This is a genomic window from Pseudoalteromonas sp. BMB (genome assembly GCF_001709235.1).
Lineage (GTDB): Bacteria > Pseudomonadota > Gammaproteobacteria > Enterobacterales > Alteromonadaceae > Pseudoalteromonas > Pseudoalteromonas maricaloris.
The window spans coordinates 1-24,485 of the sequence record NZ_MBQA01000166.1 but is presented as its reverse complement, the minus strand read 5'-3'; the positions used below and the strand labels follow the sequence as shown (position 1 = coordinate 24,485).

Here is a 24,485-nt window from a genome sequence, read left to right as displayed (position 1 = left end):
ATCTAGTCCCTCAACGATGCATTGAATTGTTTGGCCAGTTCGGCCACCACGTTTTCTACAACCGCGTTGATGTCTTTCTCTTCGAGCGTTCTATCAACCGCTTGTAATGTTAGAGCAATGGCTAAACTCTTATGATCAGGTTCAACCCCTTGCCCTTTGTACACATCGAATAAGTTTAGGTCAACTAATTGATTTCCGCCAACTTTCTCAATGCACTCTAAAATATCGCCTATTTTTACGTCATCTGCAACTAAAATAGCAATATCTCTTCTATTTGATGGGAATTTCGAGATACTAACCGCTTCTGGAAGCAGGCGATTTTCTAAAGCAGCCATGTCGATTTCAAATACATATGGCGTATCTTTAAGTTCTAACGGCTTTAATAGCTGAGGGTGTACTGCACCGATGAAACCAACCTTTTTACCGTCTGCATAAATTGCAGCAGATTGACCAGGGTGCAAACCATCGCTCACTTCCGCTTTAAAGCTAAAGCGTGCTTTATCGTTACAAAGCGCTAGTAATGCTTCTACATCGCCTTTCACATCAAAGAAATCCACTTTACGTGAAGGCACTGACCAATGTTCGTTATGCGTATTACCATACGCGATACCACCGATCACAGCGGTTTGACGTACGCCGTTTTCCGCGTTGTCGTCTTTGATGAACTTAAGGCCCGTTTCGAATAAGCGAATACGCGATTGTTGGCGGTTTTGGTTATAAGAAACCGCGTTGATCAAGCCTGTCATCAGGCTTACACGCATTGCTGACATTTCAACCGAAATTGGATGTGGAAGAATTAATGCATCTGCTTCTGGGTGTAGCTGCTGTTGTGCTTTTGGATCAACGAAGCTATATGTGATGGCTTCTTGATAACCACGGCTTACTAACTCATCTCTAAAGCGCGCTACAGGCAACCGTGCTTCTTGATGATCTGTCATCTTTAACGCAGCGGTTGGTGCCACATTTGGAATATTGTTATAGCCAAATACGCGCGCAACTTCTTCAATTAAGTCTTCTTCGATACTAATGTCGAAGCGATAGCTTGGCACTGTTGCTTGCCACTGGCCGCCTGCAAATGTTACCGCTAAGCCCAGACGCGTTAAGATGTCTGATACTTTAGCATCTTCGATATGATAACCGATCACGCGGTCTAAACGCTCACGGCGTAAAGTGACTTGACGCTCTTTTGGTAAATCAGTTTCTGACACGGCTTCAACAATAGGTCCTGCTTCACCGCCAACGATTTCAAGTAGCAAGCCTGTTGCTCTTTCTATCGCATCGCGCTGCAATACCGGGTCTACACCACGCTCATAACGGTGCGATGCATCGGTATGCAAACCGTAGCTGCGAGCCTGACCTGCAATCGCAAGCGGTGCGAAGAACGCGCTTTCTAACAAGATGTCTTTTGTCTCGTCACTAACACCTGACTGTTCACCACCAAAGATACCTGCCATCGCAAGTGCTTTATTATCATCAGCAATCAGTAGTGTTGATGGATTAAGCTTCGCCGTGTTGCCGTCTAACAATACTAGCTCTTCATTCTCAAAGGCATTACGTACTTTAATTCCACCTTCGATTTGGCTTAAATCGAACGCGTGCATCGGGTGACCTAGCTCAAGCAATACGTAGTTCGTAACATCAACAACTGGATCAATCGAGCGTACACCGCAGCGGCGCAGTTTTTCTACCATCCAAAACGGGGTCTCAGCTTTAACATTAACGCCCTTGATCACACGACCTAAGTAGCGTGGACATGCTCCGCTGTTTACCAGTTCAATAGAGATTTTATCATCAATCGTTGGCGTAACTGGCGTGATAGCAACTTCTGTTACGTCGATGCTGTTTAGTACTCCAACTTCACGAGCCAGACCTTTGATCCCTAAACAGTCACTACGGTTAGCCGTTAAATCGACATCAATCGTTACATCGTTCAAGCCGAAGTATTCACGAATATCTTGACCGATTGGCGCATCCATAGGGAGTTCTAAAATACCGTCTGAACTTTCCGCCATGCCAAGCTCTTCAAACGCACACAGCATACCGTGAGACGGCTGACCGCGAAGTTTAGCTTTCTTAATTTTGAAATCGCCTGGAAGCGTTGCGCCCACTTTAGCAACCGCCACTTTTAAACCGGCACGGCAGTTAGCGGCACCACAGACAATATCTAGTAGTTCGTCTTCGCCTACGTTTACTTTTGTTACTCTAAGTTTATCAGCATCTGGGTGTTGACCACATTCAACCACTTCACCGATAACCACACCTTGGAAGTCACCGGCAACTGGGTCTACACCATCAACTTCTAAACCAGCCATTGATAATTGCTCAGATAGCGCATCAGTATCAATTGCTGGATTGACCCACTCGCGTAACCACTTTTCACTGAATTTCATACTTTTGTCGCTCTTATCTGAATTGGTTTAGGAATTTTAAGTCGTTTTCGAAGAAAGCTCTTAAGTCAGTTACGCCATAACGTAACATCGTCAAACGCTCAACCCCCATACCAAAGGCGAAACCAGTGTATTTTTCAGGGTCAATGCCTACCGAGCGCAGTACGTTCGGGTGCACCATGCCGCAGCCTAGTACTTCAAGCCATTTACCATTTTTACCTTTTACGTCCACCTCAGCTGAAGGTTCTGTAAACGGGAAGTATGAAGGACGGAAGCGAATTTCCATATCTTCTTCAAAGAAGTTGCGTAGGAAATCGTGCAAAATCCCTTTAAGTTCTGTAAAGCTCACGTTAGTGTCGACCATCAAGCCTTCAACTTGGTGGAACATTGGCGTATGTGTTTGATCGTAATCGTTACGGTATACACGACCTGGCGAGATAATTCGCAAAGGCGGCTGCTCAGCTTCCATAGTACGGATCTGAACGCCACTGGTTTGTGTACGTAGTACCAATTTAGGATTGAAATAGAAAGTATCATGATCGGCACGCGCTGGGTGGTGCTCTGGAATATTTAGCGCGTCAAAGTTATGAAAGTCATCTTCAACCTCTGGGCCAGATTTAACAGCAAATCCTAGCTCACCAAAAAACTGCTCAATACGCTCAATGGTGCGAGTAACTGGGTGAAGGCCACCAGCTGGCATTGTACGACCCGGCAAAGTCACATCAATCGTCTCAGCTGCTAGCTTCTGCTCAAGTGCTGCATTGGCTAACGCTTCACGTTTTACCGTAATCGCATCTTGTACTTGGGTCTTAGCTTGGTTAATCACTTGACCTGCATCTTTACGCTCTTCTGGTGCTAGTTTGCCTAGCGTTTTAAGAAGACCTGTGATCTCACCTTTTTTACCAAGGTAGTTAACTCTAACTTCCTCAAGGTGCGCAATTTCGCTTGCCTGCTCAACGGCTTCAAGCGCTTGCGCTAAAATATTTTCTAAATTCATTGTCTACCTGATCTTTGCTGAGGTAATTTGCTGTTATTTAATCTCTTATGATAACTGAATTGCAAGGCGATATTCTAGCCCTGTTACAGCTTTAAAGTGGCTTTTATAAAAGGAATTGTTAACTTTCTTTGCGCAGCCATGGATGCGTGATCGAGTTTATCCAATACATCAAGTAACGCGCGCATATCACGACTCAATCTCGTGAGCAAAAATCGCGCACATTCATCGGAGAGCTCAAGGCCACGCATGTGTGCTCTTTTTACTAAGGCTTCGGCTTTATCATCATCACTCATAGAGCGGATCTGAAAGGTCGTTCCCCAGGTTAAACGCGATTCTAAGTCTGGCAGTGACAAATTCAGCATGTTGGGCAACAGATCGGCAGTAACCACAAGGCATTTGCCTTTTTCATTAAAGCGATTGAAAAAGTTAAATAAGGCTTTTTCCCACGCTTCATCTCCTGCAACCAAATGCACATCGTCTATACAAACTACATCCAATGCATCGAGTCCATCTAACACTAACGGACCAAAATCCAACACTTCTCGCATCGACAATAAAATAGTCGAGAGTCCAAGCTCTTGCGCTTCAATGCACGTGGCATAAAGCAAGTGCGACTTGCCAGAGTCTGCCAACCCACACAGATAAGTGTACTGAAAACCGGTTAAACGACGGGCAAGGCCATTTTTTAAGTGGCTTACTTCCAATGAAGCTTCGCCGCCAAAATACGAGGCAAAGGTTTCGTCATCAGGCAGCGTCACTGGCAACGCCATTTGACGTGGCGATTCCATCCTATTTACCCACCCAATTGTATTTAAGGTTGTTGTCGTCTGCGATTTGATAATAGGCTCTCGGGTCTTCGTACGCCTTAAAGCTTTGCTCCAATGCAATGGTTTTACGCAAGTCTGATACGCTTGAGGTATGTTCAATCGCAAATTTCACAGCTGTTTTCGCACGGTAGATCACATCAACATCCACCACGGTACTCATAGATAGCAAACGACGCTTCGCCATTTCTACATCCGTAAATGACTGTAATTGCTCAACCACAATTTCAGTTCGATGGGCTTCTAAAGTGAGATTAGGATCGATAACATATTTCTGAGCTAAGGTGCTAGATAACTGGTTCACCATATCAATAATAACTTGCTGCTTGTCACCGACATATTGCTCAGGCTCAAAATATTCGGCATCAGTGTAGCGCCAGTCTAGCTGCCAAGAATTTGTATGGGGAGGCTGAAACAAACGTGCGGTGATAACGCGCTCCGCCTCATAACGCAATGACGCTTCCTCAACTTCGTTAGAAAAGTTTCCCCACACCTCTGCGATACTCACATTGCTGCGATCTTCAAGATCCATCAAAGGAACAACCACTGGCACGCCCCATTCGTCTGCGGTGTCATAAATCAGGCGTTCGAGTTGAGGGTAACTTTCTTGCGTAACAAACTCTCGGCGGAAGTTATCTTCAATCACCATCCAAATCGCGACCATAGGACGGCGGTTACCCCAAAGCGGTAGGCCAGCTTCTCTGACTAGATCTTCGACCTTACCAGGCTCAAACTCCACCTTTATTTTGGTTACGCCTTGTCGATCATAATATTCATATCTCAGCATGTAATCTGAGATGCGCTTAAGGCTCGCTTGGATAGAAGGGTGAGAAAAATCATCGGCTTTACCTGTGAGCTTTTGCAACACTTTTAATAATGCCTGTTGGCTCGCTTGCGCTCGCGTTGCGCGAGATTTGTCGCTAACACTCAGCGAGGCTTCATATAAATTTTGAACTTCTACTGCTTTTGCCGTCATAGCAAAACAAAACAGTGCAATAAGGATCAGCCTGATGATCATAATGTCCATGTTTTTCTGACTATAAAGCCTGATCCTAAATCAATCATCTGCTTAAAGCAAAGGGCAACGAGCAATATCATGAAATTTTATAAAAACATGATAAATAACAAAATATTAATCTTATATTCAGTGTTATTTGAAGCTAAATGAGACCTGATTCTTGCCCTTTCCTTTCGACTCATAAAGCGCTTGATCCGCTACTTTTAATAACGATTCCGCACTGAATTCTAGGCCCTCAGAAACCGCCATGCCGATGCTACACCCGACATTGACCAACTCACCATTGGTAAGCAAGATATCTTCATTTATCACACTCAACAGGCGATTTGCTAAGCTTTCAAGCAAGTCTCTGGCAATTTTTTCATTAATCACAAAGACAAACTCATCTCCACCAATACGACAAACAAAGTCATACTCTCGTAACGCTTCTTGTAGACGTCTTGCTACATGTACCAAAACCTCGTCACCACTATGATGGCCGTGATTATCATTGATCGGCTTGAAGTTATCTAAATCGAGATACCCTAAATACACATTTACTGGCTGTCGCATCGAGCGAGCAGACATTTTATTCAGCTCGTTAAAAAGGTATTTTCGGTTCGCCAGTTGCGTAAGATTATCGTGGTAGGCGTCAAACTCTAGCTTTTCTTGAAGTGATTTGCGCTTTTCGACCTCTGTTCTTAATTCTTCTAAACTCACACTAAGTTCATGGGTGCGCTTTTCTACCATTGCTTCCAATTCAAGCTCATGGGTTTTAAGGGCTGTATTCGCTTCAATGAGTGCTTGCTGGTTTGCAAATGCATCCATCGCAGACGCAATAACATGACTGACAGTATACAACAAATCCACCATGGCTTCTGAATATTCATCGCTACGACGGTAGGATTGGATCACAAACGCGCCTAAATGCTTGTCGCGATTGATTAGCGGAAAGCACAGCCATTGCTTGGGGAAACTGCCTAACATTTCAATAACCCCTTTCTCGGTCAGTGCCATCAAAGCATGTTCAGAATAGTTCTTTACACTGTCAGAGCGCAGTGCATAACTAGTAAGCGTTTTGTCTATTTCTGTGCTAGTTAGACTATTTAATTCCTCGAGCGAAATACTGTCTTTGACATCATGGAAATAGGGAAATTCAAACTCGCCATCTTGTCTTTGCAAAACCACATAGAAATTGTCCGCGTAAGTAATTTTTTGCACAATACAGTGCACATTCAACAAGAAGTGCTCCAAAGATTCGCTGGTGTTTAAACACGAAACGATATCGGTCATGCTATCTATTACTTCAGGAAGTTCTGCCATCATTGAGCGCCCTTTTGAATCGTTAATTCTCAATCTCACAAAAGCTTAACTAGCAGTGCTAAAAATTACCAGAAATCAATTACTTTTTTATCCGCTCATCTAGATGCTAGAGGTCTGTTGACCTTTCAATCTGATGTGTAACACTTTAAAATTTGCTGACTAGAGTCTAAACGGAATACATAATGAAATACTTACATACTATGGTACGAGTACGTGATCTTGATGAATCCATGAAGTTTTATTGCGACCTCTTGGGTCTCGTTGAAGTGAAACGTTATGACAGTGAACAAGGCCGTTTTAGTTTAATTTATCTCGCCGCCCCTGATCAAGTTGAGCAGGCGCAGCAAAGCTTTTCTCCTACTATCGAACTTACCTATAACTGGGATCCGGAAGAATACACTGGTGGTCGTAATTTTGGCCACTTGGCCTTTGCCGTAGAAAACATTTATGCACTTTGCCAAAAGCTGCAAGATGCCGGTGTGGCTATCAACCGACCACCGCGCTGTGGTCACATGGCATTTGTTAAATCTCCAGATGGAATATCTATCGAATTACTCCAACAAGGTGATGCATTGCCTCCAGCTGAGCCTTGGCAGTCAATGGAAAACACGGGTAGTTGGTAATAATTGCTGATAATCACTAAAGCACCGGAGCGATGTATCTAACCTGGAATCAGAATAACTACCGCTCCTTTTCCCCCTTACTTCAATAAGCAAGATGGTAGCTTTTAAGCAATTTCACCAGTTGCTTTTTGAAAGGCTTGGAATCTAACACCTGTTGTAGCGCCTCAAAATCCGATGCTGAATCTTTAGGCGCCAATATTGCTCTAAAATAGGTTTCATGGGGATTTTGAGAAAAGTGAAACACTCGCTTCCAACCATTTTTAGCAACAAGATATTCTGTCGTAGAGCGACTGACAATGGCAATACTCACCCGCCTTTTGAGGATCATCTCCAATAGAGCTTCTTCGGAATTTACGTTCACTCGCTGGATATTGGCTTGCTCCACTCCTTGGTCCAAGTGGCGATAGTAGTACCCAGCAATGGCGCCAACTTGATTACCGTACAATGAGCTAGGGTGATAATACTCAAACGGTTGCTCTACATGCGAGACGAATTCGTCCGTGTCATACATTAACGGGCCGCTCCACAAATACTTTTGTTTTTTGCGGTCATCAAACCAAGCTGGGTTTACCCCTAAAATAAATCCTTTGAGTGTTTGCTGTTCAAGCTGCTTATCTAAGCGTTTACGTGGTACAAAACGTACTTCTACCTGCAGCTCTTTTTGCACGGCATTAATCAGTTTTGCTAAATCAAAATAAAGACCTTTTTGCGATTCTAGATCAATAATATAGGGCGGCTTGTGATGATATACGTAGAGAATTTGGGTTTCAGCGGCTGTCACTGAAAAGGCCACCATTAACCAAGTGGAAATGGCAATAAAGTACTTTTTTAACACTGAGTGCCTCGTGTCTAACCTAAACTTTTAATACAGTCTAAAACTACAGCCTAGCTCCTTCTCGGCATATCGGTTAATTCCTTTCACATGTTTTTAAATGAGCAAAGGGACCAAAGGCCCCTTATTTTACAAAAATATAACAAAAACAAATTATGAACAAGTAATAACTGTGATCTGTATCACCCGTTTTATTACTTTCATTATGTCTGCCTTAGTATTAGGCAATTACTGACAACCATCTTTGTTATAAGACACTTTCAGCGCTGCCCCCGTTGGTGCGCCTGACACTTTCAAGTATCCCCAATATTCAGATTGCGCACTTATCTCAATGCACTCTTGGTTACCTTGATTGAACGAGCTTGCATCCACATTAGTACCATTTGGCCATCCTGCATTGCTGTATTCAAGCCCAAGATCACCACTACCATGAGCTGTTTTGATCACCACAGATTGTTGACCACTTACATTCTCAAGGCTAAACCACATCGGCTCTTGGCTTCCAAGGCAAATTGTTTCATCCGCTGCTAATCTACCATTAGAGACACTACCCTGCGACTGACATACGTCCTCTATTGTTGAATTTGTTACGATTTCTCCTAACAACTGCACATTTTCAAAGCGATTATAACCATGCAGCATAATGTAATAGGTGCCAGCGGCAGGTGTAGTAATTTCACATACCTCTTCGTTACCGGATTGATATGGTCTGCAATCATACTCGCTGAACGTTGGCGCCGAGCCCAACTTAAGGTAAAGATCGGCATCACCTGTACCTCCTGACGTGCTGATGACTAATTTATCAGTGCCAGCAGCGACATCGATTGAAAATGCAACTTGTTCATCTTGCTCGCCCGCAACCGCGACAGGTACGCCAGACTGTAGTTTGTTTGAAGTCGTTGCGCTTACAGTAGCCACTGTATTACTAGTGTGATTCAAACCGCTAGGATCGCTCACCGTTAAGCTAATTTGATACTCGCCTGCTTGCACATAACTGTGCGTGGGATTGGCTTCATTACTTTGGCTACCATCACCAAAACGCCACAGATAAGTGAGTACATCACCATCAGGGTCGACACTACCTTGGCTTGAAAATAGTATCGCTTGATTAACATCACCGGAGTATGGCCCATTAACCTCTGAAGTAGGTGCGTTATTCTGACCACCAGCAGCAAGCTCGTTGCACCATTGAACAAACTCTGATTGATACTGTGATGCGAGGCGGTCCATACGGGCTTGGTACGCATTCCAATTTGCTTGTCGCGTTTCCTGTCGCATTGCGAGCACTTCATCGAAGTGTTTTTCATACAGGAATCTCACCCCTAAATAACCCCAACGGTAAATTCTATCTTGGTCAAAACCGTCATACGTCGTACTGAATATTTCGGCTAGCGTATATACTGAGCCATCTTTGATTGTATCTATTGCGGCTTGATTATCATTGAGGTTTGCAATGTACTCAGCCACCCCTTCACTCCACCAAACGATAGGCTTAGTCGGTGCATTAAAGTCACCATAAAGATCAAAACGCCCATCAAGATAATGTACGTATTCATGCTCTAAGTTCCAGATGTAATGATCCGGCTTTGCATAACTGGCCTCGTATGCAACAAAATTAGCAACGTTATTCACATCGCTAGGATTACCCTCTAAATACATACCACCGTTGTCGGTGCTGATTTTAAAAATGGCTTTGGCATATTTTTTATAGTCTGCACTGCTATTAAAGATATTCACTTGCAGAAAATCATTGTTATCATCGGCAACCGGTAAGCGGCCTGTTTCCAGCATAGTGTGGAATCGCCCTTCTTCCGCTTCCATGGTTTGACACGCTGAAGTCAATTGCTGAGCGGTGAGTGCTTGTGCTCTAATCTTTATTGTATCGCTACAACTATGTTGTTGAGAAAGTACTTTGCTCTCAAGTTCTTTATCAAAATTACAAATACCAAACTGGCCACAATCAGCATAATAGGTCGCGACATCAGCCGCAGCTAACCAGACACCATCGCCAAAGCCATAACTGTTATAACGCGAGAATAAAGCGGTTAATTGCGTGTCGACTGACTCTTGAATAGCTGCACCATTGTATAATTTAAGTCGAGCCAATTCGCTCGCAGCATTGATGATTAGGTATTCAGAGTCTGAATTTACCATCCAAGTTTGTGCAGTGAAGCTCCCTAGTAAACTCACCAATTGTTGATCGTTTTTAACCAAAGCGACAAAGTTATCATTCCACTGACCACGATATAAGATAGTAAAAATACCGTTTACCGCACTGCGCATGTTCCACTTCTGAGCGTAGCTTTCATTCCATTTAGATAGCCATGCTTTTACAACTGGCAGATAGTGCCCTTGTAGTTCCGATGAGTCCATTGTAGTAATAGCCTCACCGAGTACTTTACCATGAGCATCATTGTCGTCGTAGAAATGGCTATTACTAACAAAAGCATCCAACGCATCTTTCACCGCAGGCTTAACCCAAGTAGCAAAAGTCACCTGGTCATTGTAAAACTCAACATAAAAGCCAGCGCGAATAAATAAATAAAGCGCTTCGAGGTCGGCACTACCGTTGCCTGAATAGCTTTGCGAAAGTGATTTGGCATTTTGCGCCGCAGCATACATTTTATCTGAAGTGAATACTTGTGTTTGGATGCTGCTGTCAGCGGAGAACAAAGCATTGATACAGCTCGTACCCTGTTGCTTTATTTCAGTAACAATTTGGCTACTGCTCGCACTTGCTAAGCTATTTAAATCACATGCAGCAATCGCTTCACTTTGGCTTACTGCCATCGCTTGCAATAATGGCGTGTGTTTAGCAGATAACAGCGGCATGCTCCTAGTTGGTGTATGTGCAACGGGTGCTCTATCATGCAAATTTTTGTGCTCATGGCCATGGGAAATGTTCGTTTCCACTTGAACCGATGCATCGAGCGGCTTAAAGAGTCGCTGTGATTCTTGATGTGCGTTAGCTGAATTTATCGCTGTAAGCGCAGATAACGCCAAAGTGAGTTTTGTAATTTTCATCATTTACCTTTCCTGTTGTGTATCCAAACCCGATTGGGTTATAGGTTTTTAACACTAAAATTACAATGTATACAATATATTTTATATAACTTTATGGAATAGTGGCTCGACGGAAAAGCCACCATAATCTTAAAAGCGGGTATCCAGGGGGAAGGTCGTTGATTATAAATTCACCCATTTGGTTGATCTTTATGATTAAAAGTCCAACCAATTGACGAAAAGAAGGAATAAAAATTTATAGTGATTGGAATAAATTAGATCTTATCAATATGGGAAATGGCGCCAGAAGTGATTTTTACTCTCACTCTATAAGTGGATAGCGTGATTGAATAAACACCGTCATTTGGTTTTTGTGCTAATAAATGCTGTAGCCCTAACAGCAACTCATCTGTATCGTTACCACTGCTGGTGTTTCTTGAATCTAGGTATTCTTTTCCCTGCTTCATAGCCTTATCCAATACCACTGAAGCGACTTGCTGAGTAGACTTATTTTTCAACGTCTTAAACAATGCGCTTTTTAATAAACTCATGGTTATTCTCCTGATAAAGATACCGGCTCATACTAACATATCATTTATGAACCGGTGCCTGATTGGTTTTGGGAACAATCCGAGTGTAACAAGCTCGCACTAAAAGTCTAAATCAAATTCGTTTCAAACTATGTCAGATGTGTATAACCCCTACGCTATCTCAGCTAAATAACCTGAGGTTTGGATAAGGAATGAGCCAACTCATTGTTTTTAATAGCACATTAAATTATCCCCTTATCTAGCCAGAGAGTTTTAGGGATAACCAGGCGAATTTACGCACCAATAGCTGGCTATTGGCAGTGAATTCAACACAGTTAGCGCTAAAACTAGCTGCTAGAAAGGCATTAATTATTCGAAGCTCAGGTTAAATAATTTAGTTGCTCGGCAAGCTGCTTACCAGAGAAAAGCTTCGGTACAAAGTGTAATAGGTTCAAGGACAGCTGGTGCTCTGATCGGGTGGTATTTACTAAACTGGGTAAAGTGCCTAATTCGCTGCTTATATCGTGCCAAACGGGATTCGCCTCATTGAGCTTGTCATAAGCAATCGTATTGAACTCAAAATTTTCAAAATATTCATCAACCAAGAACAAGGGCTGAGTGAGCTTGAGCGAATCAAGTAACTCACGAGAAAAACTGTGTCGAGCTTCTGAGCTTTCACTGGTGAAAAAGTGGCCTGGCAGGTTATAACCAATGATTAAATCAGAGCTTGCGTATAAGCTGTTGGTATACAACAAAGCAGTAAGAATAAGGTAGGTATCGTATCTCGCTAAGCTCACCCCTTGCAAAAGCTCACTCTGCTTACTAAGGTCAATCGCACAGCGACTACGCATGGTACGCCAAAAACAATGTTGATTCAGGGAGAGATCCCGCGCGCCAGCGCCTGCCAACTTAGATTTCCAACTCGATATAAACAATTCAAACCCTTCTGTTTTGAATTGATCGACTTCAAATGACATCCTTTTCTCCTAAAATTGTTTGTACCAAAAAATATACAGGCATCACACAAAGCTATAAGAATATAGAGAAATGGCAATTACACGGCATTACAGCAGCAAAAGTAGAAATGATTGTTATAGTAAAAAGCCCGCGGATGCAGGCTTTAAAAGAAAGGATTACTTGTATTCAACTTCAATGATTTCATATTCAACAGCACCATTTGGTGTTTGAATATTCACTGTATCATCTAGTTCTTTACCGATTAACCCACGCGCAATCGGTGAATTAACAGAAATCAAGTTGTTCTTAAGATCGGCCTCGTCGTCACCAACGATACGATAAGTTACTTCTTTGTCTGTATCTACATTCACAATAGTCACAGTACTACCAAAAATAACCTTGCCGTTGTTCTGCATTTTAGTCACGTCGATGATTTGTGCTGTCGAAAGCTTAGCTTCAATTTCTTGAATTCGGCCTTCACAAAAACCTTGCTGCTCACGTGCAGCATGGTATTCAGCATTTTCTTTCAAATCACCGTGTTCACGCGCTTCTGCAATATCTGCAACGATTTTCGGGCGAACAACTTTTTTTAAATGATTCAGTTCATCACGAAGCAATTCTTCGCCTCGTACTGTCATCGGAATTGATTGCATAAGTATCTCACTCATTGCCAGAGCTGACGCTCTGGCCTTGTTCTTTTTAGTTCAAACGCTGGTGTAGTTCTTGAACAGAGTTTACAGAACTTCTGTCGTCAGCTTCATTCGCTGTACAGTTTGCAAACGCTGCATTTAGCGTAGTGGTGTAGTTAGTCTTATGCTGAAGTGCACCACGACGTAACACCTTCGAGTCCTCAATAGCTTGGCGACCTTCGGTAGTATTAACGATATAGCTGTACTCACCATTCTTGATACGGTCAAGAATATGAGGACGGCCTTCGAATACTTTGTTTACGCGACGTACTTCAATACCCGCTTCTTCAAGCGCTTTCGCCGTACCATTCGTTGCATCTAACTCAAAACCAATTGCTTTCATTGTCTTTGCTAGTTCAACTACGCGTGCCTTATCACCATTGCGCACAGATAGTAGCGCGCGGCCGCCACGTGGTAAAGTGTTTGATGCACCTAATTGGGCTTTTGCGAATGCTTCGGCGAAGTTTTCACCAACACCCATCACTTCACCCGTCGAGCGCATCTCTGGACCACGCATTGGGTCAACACCTGGGAACTTAGCAAATGGCAATACCACTTCTTTTACACTGTAATATGGAGGGATAACTTCCTTCGTTACACCTTGGCTTTCAAGAGACTGGCCAACCATACAACGTGCAGCAACCTTTGCAAGTGCAACGCCTGTTGCTTTTGAAACAAATGGTACTGTACGAGCAGCACGCGGGTTAACTTCAATCAAGTAAACTTGACCGTCTTTCACCGCGAACTGGGTATTCATCAGGCCAACAACACCTAGTTCCAGCGCCATATCACGGACTTGCTTACGCATCACATCTTGAATATCTTGCGGCAGCGTGTGTGCAGGCAATGAACAGGCCGAGTCACCCGAGTGAACACCTGCTTGCTCGATGTGCTCCATAATACCGCCGATGATAACGTTCTCACCGTCACAGATAGCATCTACGTCTACTTCAATTGCATCATCTAAGAAACGGTCAAGTAGTACTGGTGCTTCATTAGAAACAGACACCGCTTCTGTCATGTAGCGACGTAAGTCGTCTTCATCGTACACGATTTCCATTGCACGACCACCAAGTACGTATGATGGACGAACAACCAGTGGGAAGCCAATTTCTTGTGATTTAGCAACCGCTTCTTCTAGTGAGGTTACCGTTGCATTTTCTGGTTGTAGTAGGTTTAGACGCTCTACAAGCTGTTGGAAGCGCTCACGGTCTTCTGCGCGGTCGATAGCATCAGGAGAAGTACCAATCACTGGCACACCATTCGCTTCAAGATCTCGTGCCAGTTTAAGTGGAGTTTGACCACCATACTGAACGATCACGCCTTTTGGCTTTTCAACACGGACAATTTCTAGCACGTCTTCCAGTGTAATTGGCTCGAAGAATAAGCGATCAGACGTATCGTAGTCTGTTGAAACTGTCTCTGGGTTACAGTTAACCATGATAGTTTCATAGCCATCTTCACGCATCGCAAGGGCTGCGTGTACACAGCAGTAATCGAATTCGATACCTTGACCGATACGGTTAGGACCGCCACCGATAACCATGATTTTGTCTTTGTCAGAAGGATTCGCTTCACATTCTTCATCATACGTTGAGTACATGTAAGCAGTGTCTGAGCTAAATTCTGCAGCACATGTGTCTACGCGCTTGTAAACAGGCAGAATTTCAAGCTGGTGACGCTTCTTGCGAATTTCTTTTTCTGATACGCCTGCGATTTCGGCAATGCGAGCATCTGAGAAACCTTTACGCTTCAAGCGGCGCAGGAAGTCTTTGTTTAGACCTGCCATGCCCACTTCAGCGATTGTCGCTTCATCTTTTAAGATGTCTTCGATTTGCACTAGATACCAAGGGTCAACTTTAGTGAGTTCAAATACCTCTTCAACAGACATACCGTGACGCATCGCATCAGCAATATACCAAATACGCTCAGCACCCGGCTCACGTAATTCGCGGATGATCGTTTCTTTTGCGTTTGGCGCGTCAAGTGCGACGATTGGGTTCAGACCCGTTGCACCCACTTCTAAGCCTCGTAGTGCTTTTTGTAATGACTCTTGTTGGTTACGACCAATTGCCATTACCTCACCAACCGACTTCATTTGCGTAGTTAGACGGTCATTTGAACCTGCGAATTTTTCGAAGTTAAAACGAGGGATCTTAGTCACTACGTAGTCGATTGACGGCTCAAATGATGCTGGAGTTGCACCACCTGTGATGTCGTTTTGAAGCTCATCAAGCGTATAACCTACGGCAAGCTTGGCAGCGATTTTAGCGATCGGGAATCCCGTTGCTTTTGACGCAAGTGCAGAAGAACGCGATACACGCGGGTTCATCTCGATGATAACCATACGGCCATCAACAGGATTGACACCAAACTGAACGTTTGAACCACCAGTTTCAACACCAATTTCACGAAGTACCGCCATCGAGGCGTTACGCATGATTTGATATTCTTTATCCGTTAGCGTTTGTGCTGGTGCAACTGTGATTGAGTCACCAGTGTGTACGCCCATTGGGTCGAAGTTTTCGATTGAACATACGATGATACAGTTGTCGTTTTTGTCACGAACCACTTCCATCTCATATTCTTTCCAGCCTAATAGGCTTTCATCGATAAGCAGCTCATTTGTTGGTGACAGGTCAAGACCACGAGTACAGATCTCGTCAAACTCTTCCATGTTATACGCAACACCACCACCGGTGCCGCCCATCGTGAATGAAGGACGAATAATACATGGGAACCCGATGCGAGTTAAGATATCGTGCGCTTCATCCATTGAGTGTGCAATTTCAGCGCGAGGGCATTCTAAGCCGATATTTTTCATCGCCGCGTCAAAACGCTCGCGGTTTTCCGCTTTATCGATTGCATCTGCAGTCGCACCAATTAGCTCAACACCATGTTTAGCAAGCACACCGTGCTTATCTAGGTCTAGCGCACAGTTAAGTGCTGTTTGTCCACCCATAGTAGGCAGCACCACATCAGGCTTTTCTTTTTCGATGATCTTTTCTACCACTTCCCAGTGAATAGGCTCGATGTAAGTTGCATCCGCCATTTCAGGGTCAGTCATGATAGTCGCAGGGTTAGAGTTTACAAGAATAACTCTATAGCCTTCTTCTCTAAGCGCTTTACAGGCCTGAGCACCAGAGTAATCGAATTCACATGCTTGGCCGATAACGATTGGGCCTGCGCCCAAAATCAGAATGCTTTTTATGTCGGTACGTTTTGGCATTATTACTCCGGTCTAATTAAGCGTTGCGAGATTGCATTAATTCAATGAAATGGTCGAATAGCGGTGCCGCATCATGTGGACCAGGACTTGCTTCAGGGTGACCTTGGAAGCTAAACGCTGGCTTATCAGTACGGTGAATACCTTGCAGTGTGCCATCGAACAGTGACTTGTGCGTTGCACGTAGCGTATCAGGAAGCGTTGCTTCGTCAGCAGCAAAACCGTGGTTTTGTGCAGTGATCATCACGACATCACGATCTAAGTCTTTAACCGGGTGGTTACCACCATGGTGACCAAACTTCATTTTTACTGTTTTCGCACCAGAAGCGAGTGCTAATAACTGATGGCCTAAACAAATACCAAAAATAGGTGTATCTGTTTCTAAAAATGCTTTGATTGCTTCAATGGCATAAGTACATGGCTCAGGGTCGCCAGGGCCATTTGATAGGAAGATACCATCAGGGTTTAATGCAAGTACGTCAGCAGCGGAGGTTTCTGCTGGAACAACGGTTAACTTACAGCCTCTATCAACTAACATTCTAAGAATGTTCTTTTTCACACCAAAATCGTATGCAACAACATGGAATTTTTCTTCTTCAGCAGAAAGCGTTTTAAAGCCCTCGCCTAGAGTCCAGCTCGATTCACGCCATTCAAACTGAGATTCTGTTGTTACTACTTTTGCTAAATCCATCCCTTTCAAACCAGGGAATGCTTGCGCCGCTTCTAGCGCTTTTTGCTCGTCTACTTCGTCGCCTGCGATGATACAGCCGTTTTGAGCGCCTTTATCACGTAAAATGCGAGTTAGTTTACGAGTATCAATATCTGCGATCCCTAAGATATTGCGTTCTTTCAAGTAATCACTCAATGATTGTTCGTTACGGAAATTACTCGCAAGCAGTGGTAAGTCACGGATCACTAGGCCTTTTGCCCAGATCTTGTCCGCTTCCTCATCTTCGCTGTTAGTACCGGTGTTGCCGATATGTGGGTAAGTAAGCGTAACGATTTGTTCCGCGTATGAAGGATCCGTTAAGATCTCTTGATACCCCGTCATTGACGTATTGAATACCACCTCACCGACTGACATACCGTCAGCACCGATAGCAGTACCGCGAAACACCGTGCCGTCTTCAAGGACTAACAGAGCGGATTTAGTCAAGTTAACCTCCTAATAGTAAAAAACGGGCGAAAGCAAAACGCTCAACATCCCGTCTACAAAGCGCTTGGTAACACGCAGTTATTAAAATTTTGGCAAATTCGTTATAGTCTACAGCATGAATGCCTTTTCGTCTAATACAAATCACAAAAATTATAAAAATAAGCCATTAAACTCTTTTTTTGCTTTAAAGCCTCAAAATGTTATACCTACTTCTTTAAATCTAGCACATCTTGCATATCATAAAGGCCTGCTGGCTTATCTTTTAACCACTGCGCAGCCCTTACAGCACCTGACGCAAAGGTCAATCTCGACGCTGCTTTATGTGTTAATTCGAGCCTTTCCCCCATTGTCGAGAAGTAAGCCGTATGTTCACCTACTATATCTCCCGCTCTAAGGACCGAATAACCGATTTCTTGTTGAGATTTCGCTTCATGGCTCTGGCTTCGGTCGTAAACCGCAACCTCATCATGTTGCCAGCCTTTTGCTTCTGCAATCGCCTCTCCGATAGCGAGTGCAGTTCCTGAGGGTGCGTCGATTTTGTTGCGGTGGTGCGCTTCGAAAATTTCAATATCCATGTCGTCAGCCAGCTTTTGTGCGGCTGTTTGTACTAAGTTCAGTAGCAAGTTAATGCCAACGCTATAGTTGCGAGAAAACACAATTGGGATATCTTTTGCGGCTTCGACCAACAGCGCCATTTCACTTGCTGTCAGTCCAGTAGTACCGATCACCATCGGTTTTTTAGCGGCAATTGCAGCTGATAAATGCTGCTTCATGCCCTCTGGCAAAGTGAAGTCTATTAATACGTCAACATTTTCAAGCTTACTTTGCTCGGAGCTAAAACAGATATTTGCGTCTGCTTGAGGCTGCAATTGATTAACTGCTTTATCAAGATATTGTGAATTATCTCGTACAAAAGCGTTGGCTAGCTCTACTTGTCGCGACAAATAACAGGCTTCAATCAATGCTAACCCCATTCTGCCATTCGCACCGTAAATACCTATTCTTGTCATACGTTACCCTTTTTTATTTGCGATGTTGATTATCCAAAAGGCAGCAACGATGGCTAACCGGATAATAGAAGTGTGTTTTTGCGGGAGTAGAGTTTACCGTATCTGTGTGTCATAGTCAGTTAAGTTGAAAATAATAAAACATTAGACTTTAGACGTCTAAACATATAAACTGCCGCGCTCGCTCACCTATTGAAGTTGAGAGATTTTCATCTTATGCCAATTGCATTAAGTAAATGGGCTATTTTGAAGCGGAGAAATAGCTTTAGTAGCTAGGCAAAAATTTTGCTATTCATTTGTTCTAAATGAGAAATTTTTAACGACGCTAATATGCTAGTTCCCCCTTCAAATTGGTTGGAGAATTAATACAATTGGTATTAGGTGTGTTGTGCGGTTTTGCAGCTGGTTATTGGCTGTGCTTTATTGTTGGGGAGTGCTATGCAACCAAATTACAATCAAACAAAGGCGAAACTATCATTATTGCCGCTGTTGACCTTTGTAGGGATTTTTCTTGGCGCAGGATTGTATTTGCAATCGCAAGGCGTTGACTATGCGTTTTATCAATTAAAAGCTCCTGTCGCGATTCTACCAGCCATCGTTCTCGCTTTTTTACTTAATAAAGATACCATCAACCGCAGTGTCGAAACTTTTATTCAAGGCGCTGGACACAGCAATATCATCACCATGTGCCTCATCTATTTATTAGCAGGTGCTTTTTCTGCGGTTGCAAGTGCCACTGGCGGTGTTGACGCTGTGGTTAACGCCGGTTTATCACTTATTCCTCCGGCATTTTTATTACCCGGCTTGTTCCTTATTTCTGCTGTCGTCTCTACCGCAATGGGAACCTCCATGGGCACAATTGGTGCAATTGGACCTATTGCTGTAGCCGTCGCGATGAAAACCGGAATTGATCCGGCACTGATGGCTGGCACCATCGTTTCGGGCGCAATGTTTGGCGATAACTTATCCATTATTTCTGATACCACAATTGCAGCAACGCGAACGCAAGGCTGTGAAATGAAAGATAAATTTAGAGAGAATCTAAAAATAGCCCTACCAGCTGCACTGCTGACTGTTTTACTCTTGGTGTTTTTAACCCCAGAGCCGCAGGTTGTAGAAACCAAGCCGTTTGATTGGTTATTAGTTTTACCATACGCATTTATTTTGGTCTTGGCGGTGATTGGTATCAATGTTTTTGTTGTGCTCTTTAGTGGTATCGTTTTTGCTGGCTGTATGGGTTTTGCCGGTGACTATCAAGGCGCTGCGTTCTTAAACGATATCTATAAAGGCTTTAGTGATATGCAGGAGATTTTCTTGCTGTCGATGTTCATTGGTGGTTTATCTGAATTTATTCGTATCAATGGCGGCCTAGATTTTTTAGCCAAACAGATCCAAAAAATTACCAGCATTATCGCGAAATGGCACCGTCAAGTAGCTGATCAACTCGGTATTGCTGCACTCGTGTTAACAAGTAACTTGTGTATCGCAAATAACACGGTAAGTATCATAGTTGCAGGCCCTGTTGCTAAAAAACTGGCTGAAGATGGAAAGATCTCTGCTAAGCGTTCGGCAAGCTTATTAGATATTTTTGCGTGTGTTATGCAAGGCTCTTTACCCTATGGTGCACAGGCACTGCTGCTCGGGGCCACGTTTAAAATCAGCCCTTGGGACGTATCTAGCTCTTCTTATTACTGTTTCATTTTGGCTTTCACCGCCATTACCGTTATCTGCCTAAGAAGAAATAAAACATAATTTATTCGGTTTACGCGCCCAACTTTGGGCGCTTTTGTTATACTTTCATTTTTAACGCTATCCGAATTAATAAATGAAAATCAACACGCTAATCATTTCCTCCTCACTCGCTTTTAGCACATTTAGTTATGCTGCTGATTGGAGTACAACGCAACTACACATAAACCACGGTGATTTCAAAAACCCGTTTAGCAGAAGCGAAGCATCGGCAACGGTTTACTCATTACAACATGCGTCTGGATATCGCTACGGCGATAATTTCTTCTTTATCGATTACAGCAAAGATGACCTTAGTGATGGTTACCAAGATGGTGACTTTTATGGAGAGTGGTATTCGAGCTTCTCGATGTCAAAGATTGCAGGCTTTAACTCTTCTTTCGATGCCATAGCTGACGTTAGCTTAACCATGGGTTTCAATGCAGCCGGAGACGCTAAGGTGATGAAATACTTGCCTGGTGTCAAAGTAAATTGGAATTTTGACGGGTTCAATTTTTTCTCTTCTACATTCACACTTTATCAAGACGATAGCCAAGGTATTAGTCATGGCGGTGCGCCTAAAGAAAGTGATAGCTGGATGATAGATCTCGCTTGGGGTTACCCCTTCACAATAGGCGAGCAAAAATTCTATCTCACAGGTCACGTAGAATATATTGGCGAGCGAGAAAACGAGTTGGGTAATGACGTAAAAGGCTGGTTGCTCGCGCAGCCAATTCTACAATGGGATCTCGGCTACGCAATAGGCATGCCTGACAACCAATTAATGTTAGGTGTTGAATGGCAATATTGGCGCAACAAACTTGGCACAGATACCAATGAATCTGTTCCCCAGCTACACCTAGCATGGACTTTCTAACTCTAAACTCGCTTTTGACCTTTGACTTTACTCTGTGATGGTTGAGTCAAAGGTAGTCATTATTTATCAGCCCTTGCCTGACTACATCTACTATTCAAAGTATTAAGAGCAGTGCTGTGCTCTACTGTAGTAATCGTTTTTGTGATGGATTAGTGTTCACACCAAGATAGCGCAACTTCCGGTAGCGAAGTATCCGTCGATACACTGGCGGCCACTTTTTGCTGCTCAGACAGCAGCGTATTATAAGACGCTATCAATTCTGGGAGTTGCAATGTATAAACATACTTCTCCATATTGCTGCCGTAATCACTTTGGAGCAATATGGGTAAAGTCGAAATAAGCAACTCTACTTGATCTGCATTTGGCTGTATGCCATTTCTACTTTTTTGAAAAATTAGCTCCTGCCAAGTAAACACAATAGATAATTCTTTATCCTCTACCGCACTTAGCTGAGTTTTCACTGTATTCATATAGCGCCTAAAGTTTTTCCACTGATTGGCAAGCAAATAAACATTTAATAAATTTAACCCCGTATAGCTCGCTTCGTAAGCTTGTTCTGCTTTTTGATGATAGAGGAAAGCTTGCCTATATAGTCTTGCAGCATGCTGATACTTACTCATATCAAAATAAACATTAGCTAAGTTATTGTTAAGTGCCGCTTCCAGTTGTTCATCCTTCACCTCAGACAATGTCGGCGCTAAAATATTGATTGCTTCTTCTAACTGCCCTGTTGTTCGATATAAAACGGCAAGATTATTAACGATAAGTGGCCTTTGCTCGTGAGTTGAGTACTTAAGAGCACATTCATAGTTTTTTTGCGCAAGCGCAGGCTTACCGATCCGGCGATAATAAATCGCGAGGTAATTTGCAATTTGCCCCTTTTCGGACTGTAAATACGCAAGCCACTCAGTATTGTCGGAAAATAGCGCTACTATTTCACGAATTCTGACCGTATCGTTTGTTTTAATTGCAGCTTCTAAACCGGCGCGATGTAACTCATAGATACCTTTAGAGGGCTGTTCTGGAAGTTTGGGTAACGCTGCTTCATATACTCGAGTTGCTTGTGTTGGGTTTGAGATGTTTAAATCTTGAATAACCTGTAATGTCTTAAACAATTCATCAGGGGCGAGTACTGTCAGAGAAGAAACAATAATTAAAACTGGTAGCACTTTCGCTCTCCGATTTCCTGATTTAAAGTAATCATAGTGGAGCTTCCGCCGGTTAGCAAAATGCCCGAGCGTGCAGAAGTATAAAACCGCTAGCGACTTCACATTAAACACATCAAATCCATTAAAGTGGGTCATCAAAATATGGACTCTGTGACTACAAAAACTAAAAGCAGCACAACAAGGTATTTACTCGATGCAGAAAGACACAGCAATTAAACAGTCACAACTTAATAGAAAGATGACACAGGCCATCGAGTATTTTACTTCGGGCCAAGATCAAGCAGCAGAGCAAGCATTTCAGCAACTATACCAACAGCAGCCCACCCAGCAGGTCATTTTATATCTCGCACAATTGGCGCAGCGTAGACAAGCCGGGAGTGAATGGATTGAACAACTTGAAGCTCTGCTACATAAACACCCAGATGTACCAGATAGCTATTATATTCTCGCTCGCAGTTATCAACAAAACAGACAACTACCACTCGCCGCTCAAACCTTCTATCAAGCGCTAGGATGGCGCTTGCAGCATGACGCACTGACAAACATTGCAGCAGTTCAATCATCCGAAGTACCAATACATGAAAGCGCGAGCTCAACTAAACTAACTCCTGAAAATGCATTACACCTATTACTACAAACATTGTCATCCTTAAAAAAGGCGGGATTTTATGCTTTTCCTACGGCTGGTACTTTGCTTGGGTTAGAGCGTGAAGGTCAACTCTTAGAAAATGATAAAGATGTTGATATTGGTATCGACTGGTCTCACATGGAAAGCGCAATCGAACATTTACAGCATCTTGGCTGGCACGAAGAAGCGCAATCCTATGGACTTATAAACCCTCGATGTTTTCGCCACCAATCTGGCTTAGTGCTTGACCTTTGCGGTTATGCCACAGAGCAAAGCACTGGAGACACCATATCAGGTTTATGGATGCAAGACGTACCTTTTACTTGGAATAGAGTGACGCGTTTCTCTGCTATTCAAGTTGTGAGCATCAGCTCACCTGCTGGAGAAATTTGTTATCCCCAGTATCCAGAACAAATCTTACAAGCATTATATGGGCTGGATTGGAAAATACCTGACGCAAATTTTGATACCATCGTCTGCGCCCCGAATATTAAGCAAGATTCCTACTTATATTACTGTTATGCCTACTCTCACCTCTACACTGAGTGGAAAAAAGGCAACTTCAAAAAAATGCATGCCATGCTTAAGGTGCTATTACAATTCAAACCTCATGACGGTCTTTTAAAAAATCTTATGCGGTTCGTACAAAAGCAGATGAAATCACAACAGCCGTGCCGTGTTTTAGCGCTTGGCTTTTTTGATCTGCTTCACCCTGGTCACTTAACGTATTTGTCGTTAGCGAAATCACACGGAGACTACTTAGTTGTTGGGGTCGCACCGGATGCTTTTGCGTTAAAAAGTAAGGGGCGACCGCCAATAATGGATCAAGACGAGCGCTTAAGTATAATTAAGGCATTAGCATGCGTAGATAAAGCGGTTTTAGTCGGTGCACCAATGGCTGATACTGAGCGAGCAGCGCACTGGATCGCACAACAAAGAGTAAACCTTGTGATCTGCGGTGATGAATGGCAACACACACCCCGCTGGCAGGCATTGGAAGCCGCTTTAGCACCACAAAATATTCAGGTTGTTTATATCCCTTATACCCAAGGAATTTCTAGCACTAAAATTAAAGAAAGAATACAAAACTTCAATGAGAGTTAACGCTGTGTATCTGCTAAGAGCTAGTGTTGAAAAGAGTTTTAATGTACATGTTTTTTGCCGGAACTTCATTGCAAGCCATCGGCGGGTGAACCGCCTCCAACCATGTTGCACTGTGCTAATACTGTGGCAGGAGCGAGTTTACCTCGCGATGTGTTGATTGGTTTGCGAGGGTTTCTATATCTCAAATCTCTTTACCCCAAACAGCAAAAAACCCGTCGCATTACTGCAACGGGTTTCTATATTTGGCCCTGGCTCGCTACGCAAGGACGCGCGAAGGGGAGATACTACATGGAAGTACTTTACCCCAAACAGCAAAAAACCCGTCGCATTGCTGCAACGGGTTTCTCTTATTTTGCCCTGGCTCGCTACGAAGTAGGATGTTCTACTTTCACATGGGTAATCCATACTATCATTGACCGGGGCCGACC

At 43.4% G+C, this 24,485-nt stretch carries 18 protein-coding genes; 4 read left to right on the top strand and 14 right to left on the bottom strand.

The window, feature by feature from the left end; all coding sequences use genetic code 11:
• Positions 1-2 precede the first annotated feature (2 nt).
• From pheT to BB427_RS13205, 5 genes are all read right to left on the bottom strand, one after another.
• A complete protein-coding gene (pheT, locus tag BB427_RS13225) occupies positions 3-2,390 on the bottom strand; it encodes a phenylalanine--tRNA ligase subunit beta (protein WP_069021095.1) in 2,388 nt (795 codons plus the stop codon).
• A 13-nt stretch (positions 2,391-2,403) separates the two neighbouring features.
• On the bottom strand, positions 2,404-3,384 hold the full coding sequence (gene pheS / locus BB427_RS13220) for a phenylalanine--tRNA ligase subunit alpha (RefSeq protein ID WP_010604038.1): 981 nt from the start codon (positions 3,382-3,384) through the stop codon (positions 2,404-2,406).
• An 83-nt stretch (positions 3,385-3,467) separates the two neighbouring features.
• Positions 3,468-4,172, bottom strand: coding sequence for a DnaA inactivator Hda (gene hda / locus BB427_RS13215; RefSeq protein ID WP_117332898.1), 705 nt, complete (start codon positions 4,170-4,172; stop codon positions 3,468-3,470).
• A 1-nt stretch (position 4,173) separates the two neighbouring features.
• On the bottom strand, positions 4,174-5,235 hold the full coding sequence (locus BB427_RS13210) for a DUF2066 domain-containing protein (RefSeq protein ID WP_017219235.1): 1,062 nt from the start codon (positions 5,233-5,235) through the stop codon (positions 4,174-4,176).
• 123 nt (positions 5,236-5,358) lie between these two features.
• Entirely contained in the window at positions 5,359-6,531 is a 1,173-nt protein-coding gene (locus tag BB427_RS13205; protein ID WP_069021094.1) for a sensor domain-containing diguanylate cyclase, read from the bottom strand.
• A gap of 179 nt (positions 6,532-6,710) precedes the next feature.
• Here BB427_RS13205 and BB427_RS13200 point away from each other — a divergent pair, with 179 nt between their 5' ends.
• Complete coding sequence (locus BB427_RS13200; protein ID WP_039495524.1) at positions 6,711-7,151, top strand: VOC family protein; 441 nt, start codon at positions 6,711-6,713, stop codon at positions 7,149-7,151.
• A gap of 82 nt (positions 7,152-7,233) precedes the next feature.
• On the opposite strand, the gene BB427_RS13195 is transcribed toward BB427_RS13200, so the two are convergent.
• From BB427_RS13195 to dapB, 8 genes are all read right to left on the bottom strand, one after another.
• Positions 7,234-7,986: a substrate-binding periplasmic protein gene (locus BB427_RS13195; protein ID WP_069021092.1), complete on the bottom strand. Its 753-nt coding sequence runs from the start codon at positions 7,984-7,986 to the stop codon at positions 7,234-7,236.
• Positions 7,987-8,211: 225 nt separating this feature from the next.
• Complete coding sequence (locus BB427_RS13190) at positions 8,212-11,010, bottom strand: collagenase (protein ID WP_069021090.1); 2,799 nt, start codon at positions 11,008-11,010, stop codon at positions 8,212-8,214.
• A gap of 251 nt (positions 11,011-11,261) precedes the next feature.
• Positions 11,262-11,537: a hypothetical protein gene (locus BB427_RS13185; protein ID WP_039495521.1), complete on the bottom strand. Its 276-nt coding sequence runs from the start codon at positions 11,535-11,537 to the stop codon at positions 11,262-11,264.
• 359 nt (positions 11,538-11,896) lie between these two features.
• A complete protein-coding gene (locus tag BB427_RS13180) occupies positions 11,897-12,493 on the bottom strand; it encodes a hypothetical protein (protein WP_039495520.1) in 597 nt (198 codons plus the stop codon).
• A 156-nt stretch (positions 12,494-12,649) separates the two neighbouring features.
• Positions 12,650-13,126 carry a transcription elongation factor GreA gene (greA, locus tag BB427_RS13175; protein WP_010377973.1) on the bottom strand — a complete coding sequence of 159 codons (477 nt, stop codon included), beginning with the start codon at positions 13,124-13,126 and terminating at the stop codon, positions 12,650-12,652.
• 46 nt (positions 13,127-13,172) lie between these two features.
• The gene (gene carB, locus BB427_RS13170; protein WP_069021088.1) at positions 13,173-16,391 is read right to left on the bottom strand and encodes a carbamoyl-phosphate synthase large subunit; all 3,219 of its coding nucleotides are present in this window, start codon (positions 16,389-16,391) and stop codon (positions 13,173-13,175) included.
• 16 nt (positions 16,392-16,407) lie between these two features.
• Positions 16,408-17,544 carry a glutamine-hydrolyzing carbamoyl-phosphate synthase small subunit gene (carA, locus tag BB427_RS13165; RefSeq protein WP_010377970.1) on the bottom strand — a complete coding sequence of 379 codons (1,137 nt, stop codon included), beginning with the start codon at positions 17,542-17,544 and terminating at the stop codon, positions 16,408-16,410.
• Positions 17,545-17,750: 206 nt separating this feature from the next.
• Entirely contained in the window at positions 17,751-18,554 is an 804-nt protein-coding gene (gene dapB, locus BB427_RS13160) for a 4-hydroxy-tetrahydrodipicolinate reductase (RefSeq protein ID WP_039495517.1), read from the bottom strand.
• 435 nt (positions 18,555-18,989) lie between these two features.
• On the opposite strand from dapB, the gene BB427_RS13155 reads away from it, so the two are divergent.
• Together BB427_RS13155 and BB427_RS13150 are read left to right on the top strand one after the other, a co-directional pair.
• Positions 18,990-20,303, top strand: coding sequence for a Na+/H+ antiporter NhaC family protein (locus BB427_RS13155; protein WP_069021086.1), 1,314 nt, complete (start codon positions 18,990-18,992; stop codon positions 20,301-20,303).
• Positions 20,304-20,376: 73 nt separating this feature from the next.
• Complete coding sequence (locus tag BB427_RS13150; RefSeq protein ID WP_069021085.1) at positions 20,377-21,156, top strand: nucleoside-binding protein; 780 nt, start codon at positions 20,377-20,379, stop codon at positions 21,154-21,156.
• A gap of 149 nt (positions 21,157-21,305) precedes the next feature.
• Here BB427_RS13150 and BB427_RS13145 read toward each other — a convergent pair whose 3' ends face one another.
• Positions 21,306-22,325: a tetratricopeptide repeat protein gene (locus BB427_RS13145; protein WP_254663633.1), complete on the bottom strand. Its 1,020-nt coding sequence runs from the start codon at positions 22,323-22,325 to the stop codon at positions 21,306-21,308.
• A 193-nt stretch (positions 22,326-22,518) separates the two neighbouring features.
• Here BB427_RS13145 and BB427_RS13140 point away from each other — a divergent pair, with 193 nt between their 5' ends.
• Positions 22,519-24,057, top strand: coding sequence for an adenylyltransferase/cytidyltransferase family protein (locus BB427_RS13140; protein ID WP_069021081.1), 1,539 nt, complete (start codon positions 22,519-22,521; stop codon positions 24,055-24,057).
• The last annotated feature ends 428 nt before the right edge of the window (positions 24,058-24,485 follow it).

Excerpts from the sequence above, each read along its gene's own strand:
- carB (WP_069021088.1), bottom strand. The coding sequence starts at position 16,391 with ATGCCAAAACGTACCGACATAAAAAGCATTCTGATTTTGGGCGCAGGC.
- BB427_RS13190 (WP_069021090.1), bottom strand. The coding sequence starts at position 11,010 with ATGATGAAAATTACAAAACTCACTTTGGCGTTATCTGCGCTTACAGCG.
- BB427_RS13155 (WP_069021086.1), top strand. The coding sequence starts at position 18,990 with ATGCAACCAAATTACAATCAAACAAAGGCGAAACTATCATTATTGCCG.
- BB427_RS13205 (WP_069021094.1), bottom strand. The coding sequence starts at position 6,531 with ATGATGGCAGAACTTCCTGAAGTAATAGATAGCATGACCGATATCGTT.
- BB427_RS13180 (WP_039495520.1), bottom strand. The coding sequence starts at position 12,493 with ATGTCATTTGAAGTCGATCAATTCAAAACAGAAGGGTTTGAATTGTTT.
- BB427_RS13140 (WP_069021081.1), top strand. The coding sequence starts at position 22,519 with ATGCAGAAAGACACAGCAATTAAACAGTCACAACTTAATAGAAAGATG.
- hda (WP_117332898.1), bottom strand. The coding sequence starts at position 4,172 with ATGGAATCGCCACGTCAAATGGCGTTGCCAGTGACGCTGCCTGATGAC.
- BB427_RS13200 (WP_039495524.1), top strand. The coding sequence starts at position 6,711 with ATGAAATACTTACATACTATGGTACGAGTACGTGATCTTGATGAATCC.
- pheT (WP_069021095.1), bottom strand. The coding sequence starts at position 2,390 with ATGAAATTCAGTGAAAAGTGGTTACGCGAGTGGGTCAATCCAGCAATT.
- greA (WP_010377973.1), bottom strand. The coding sequence starts at position 13,126 with ATGCAATCAATTCCGATGACAGTACGAGGCGAAGAATTGCTTCGTGAT.
- BB427_RS13150 (WP_069021085.1), top strand. The coding sequence starts at position 20,377 with ATGAAAATCAACACGCTAATCATTTCCTCCTCACTCGCTTTTAGCACA.
- pheS (WP_010604038.1), bottom strand. The coding sequence starts at position 3,384 with ATGAATTTAGAAAATATTTTAGCGCAAGCGCTTGAAGCCGTTGAGCAG.
- BB427_RS13185 (WP_039495521.1), bottom strand. The coding sequence starts at position 11,537 with ATGAGTTTATTAAAAAGCGCATTGTTTAAGACGTTGAAAAATAAGTCT.
- dapB (WP_039495517.1), bottom strand. The coding sequence starts at position 18,554 with ATGACAAGAATAGGTATTTACGGTGCGAATGGCAGAATGGGGTTAGCA.
- BB427_RS13210 (WP_017219235.1), bottom strand. The coding sequence starts at position 5,235 with ATGGACATTATGATCATCAGGCTGATCCTTATTGCACTGTTTTGTTTT.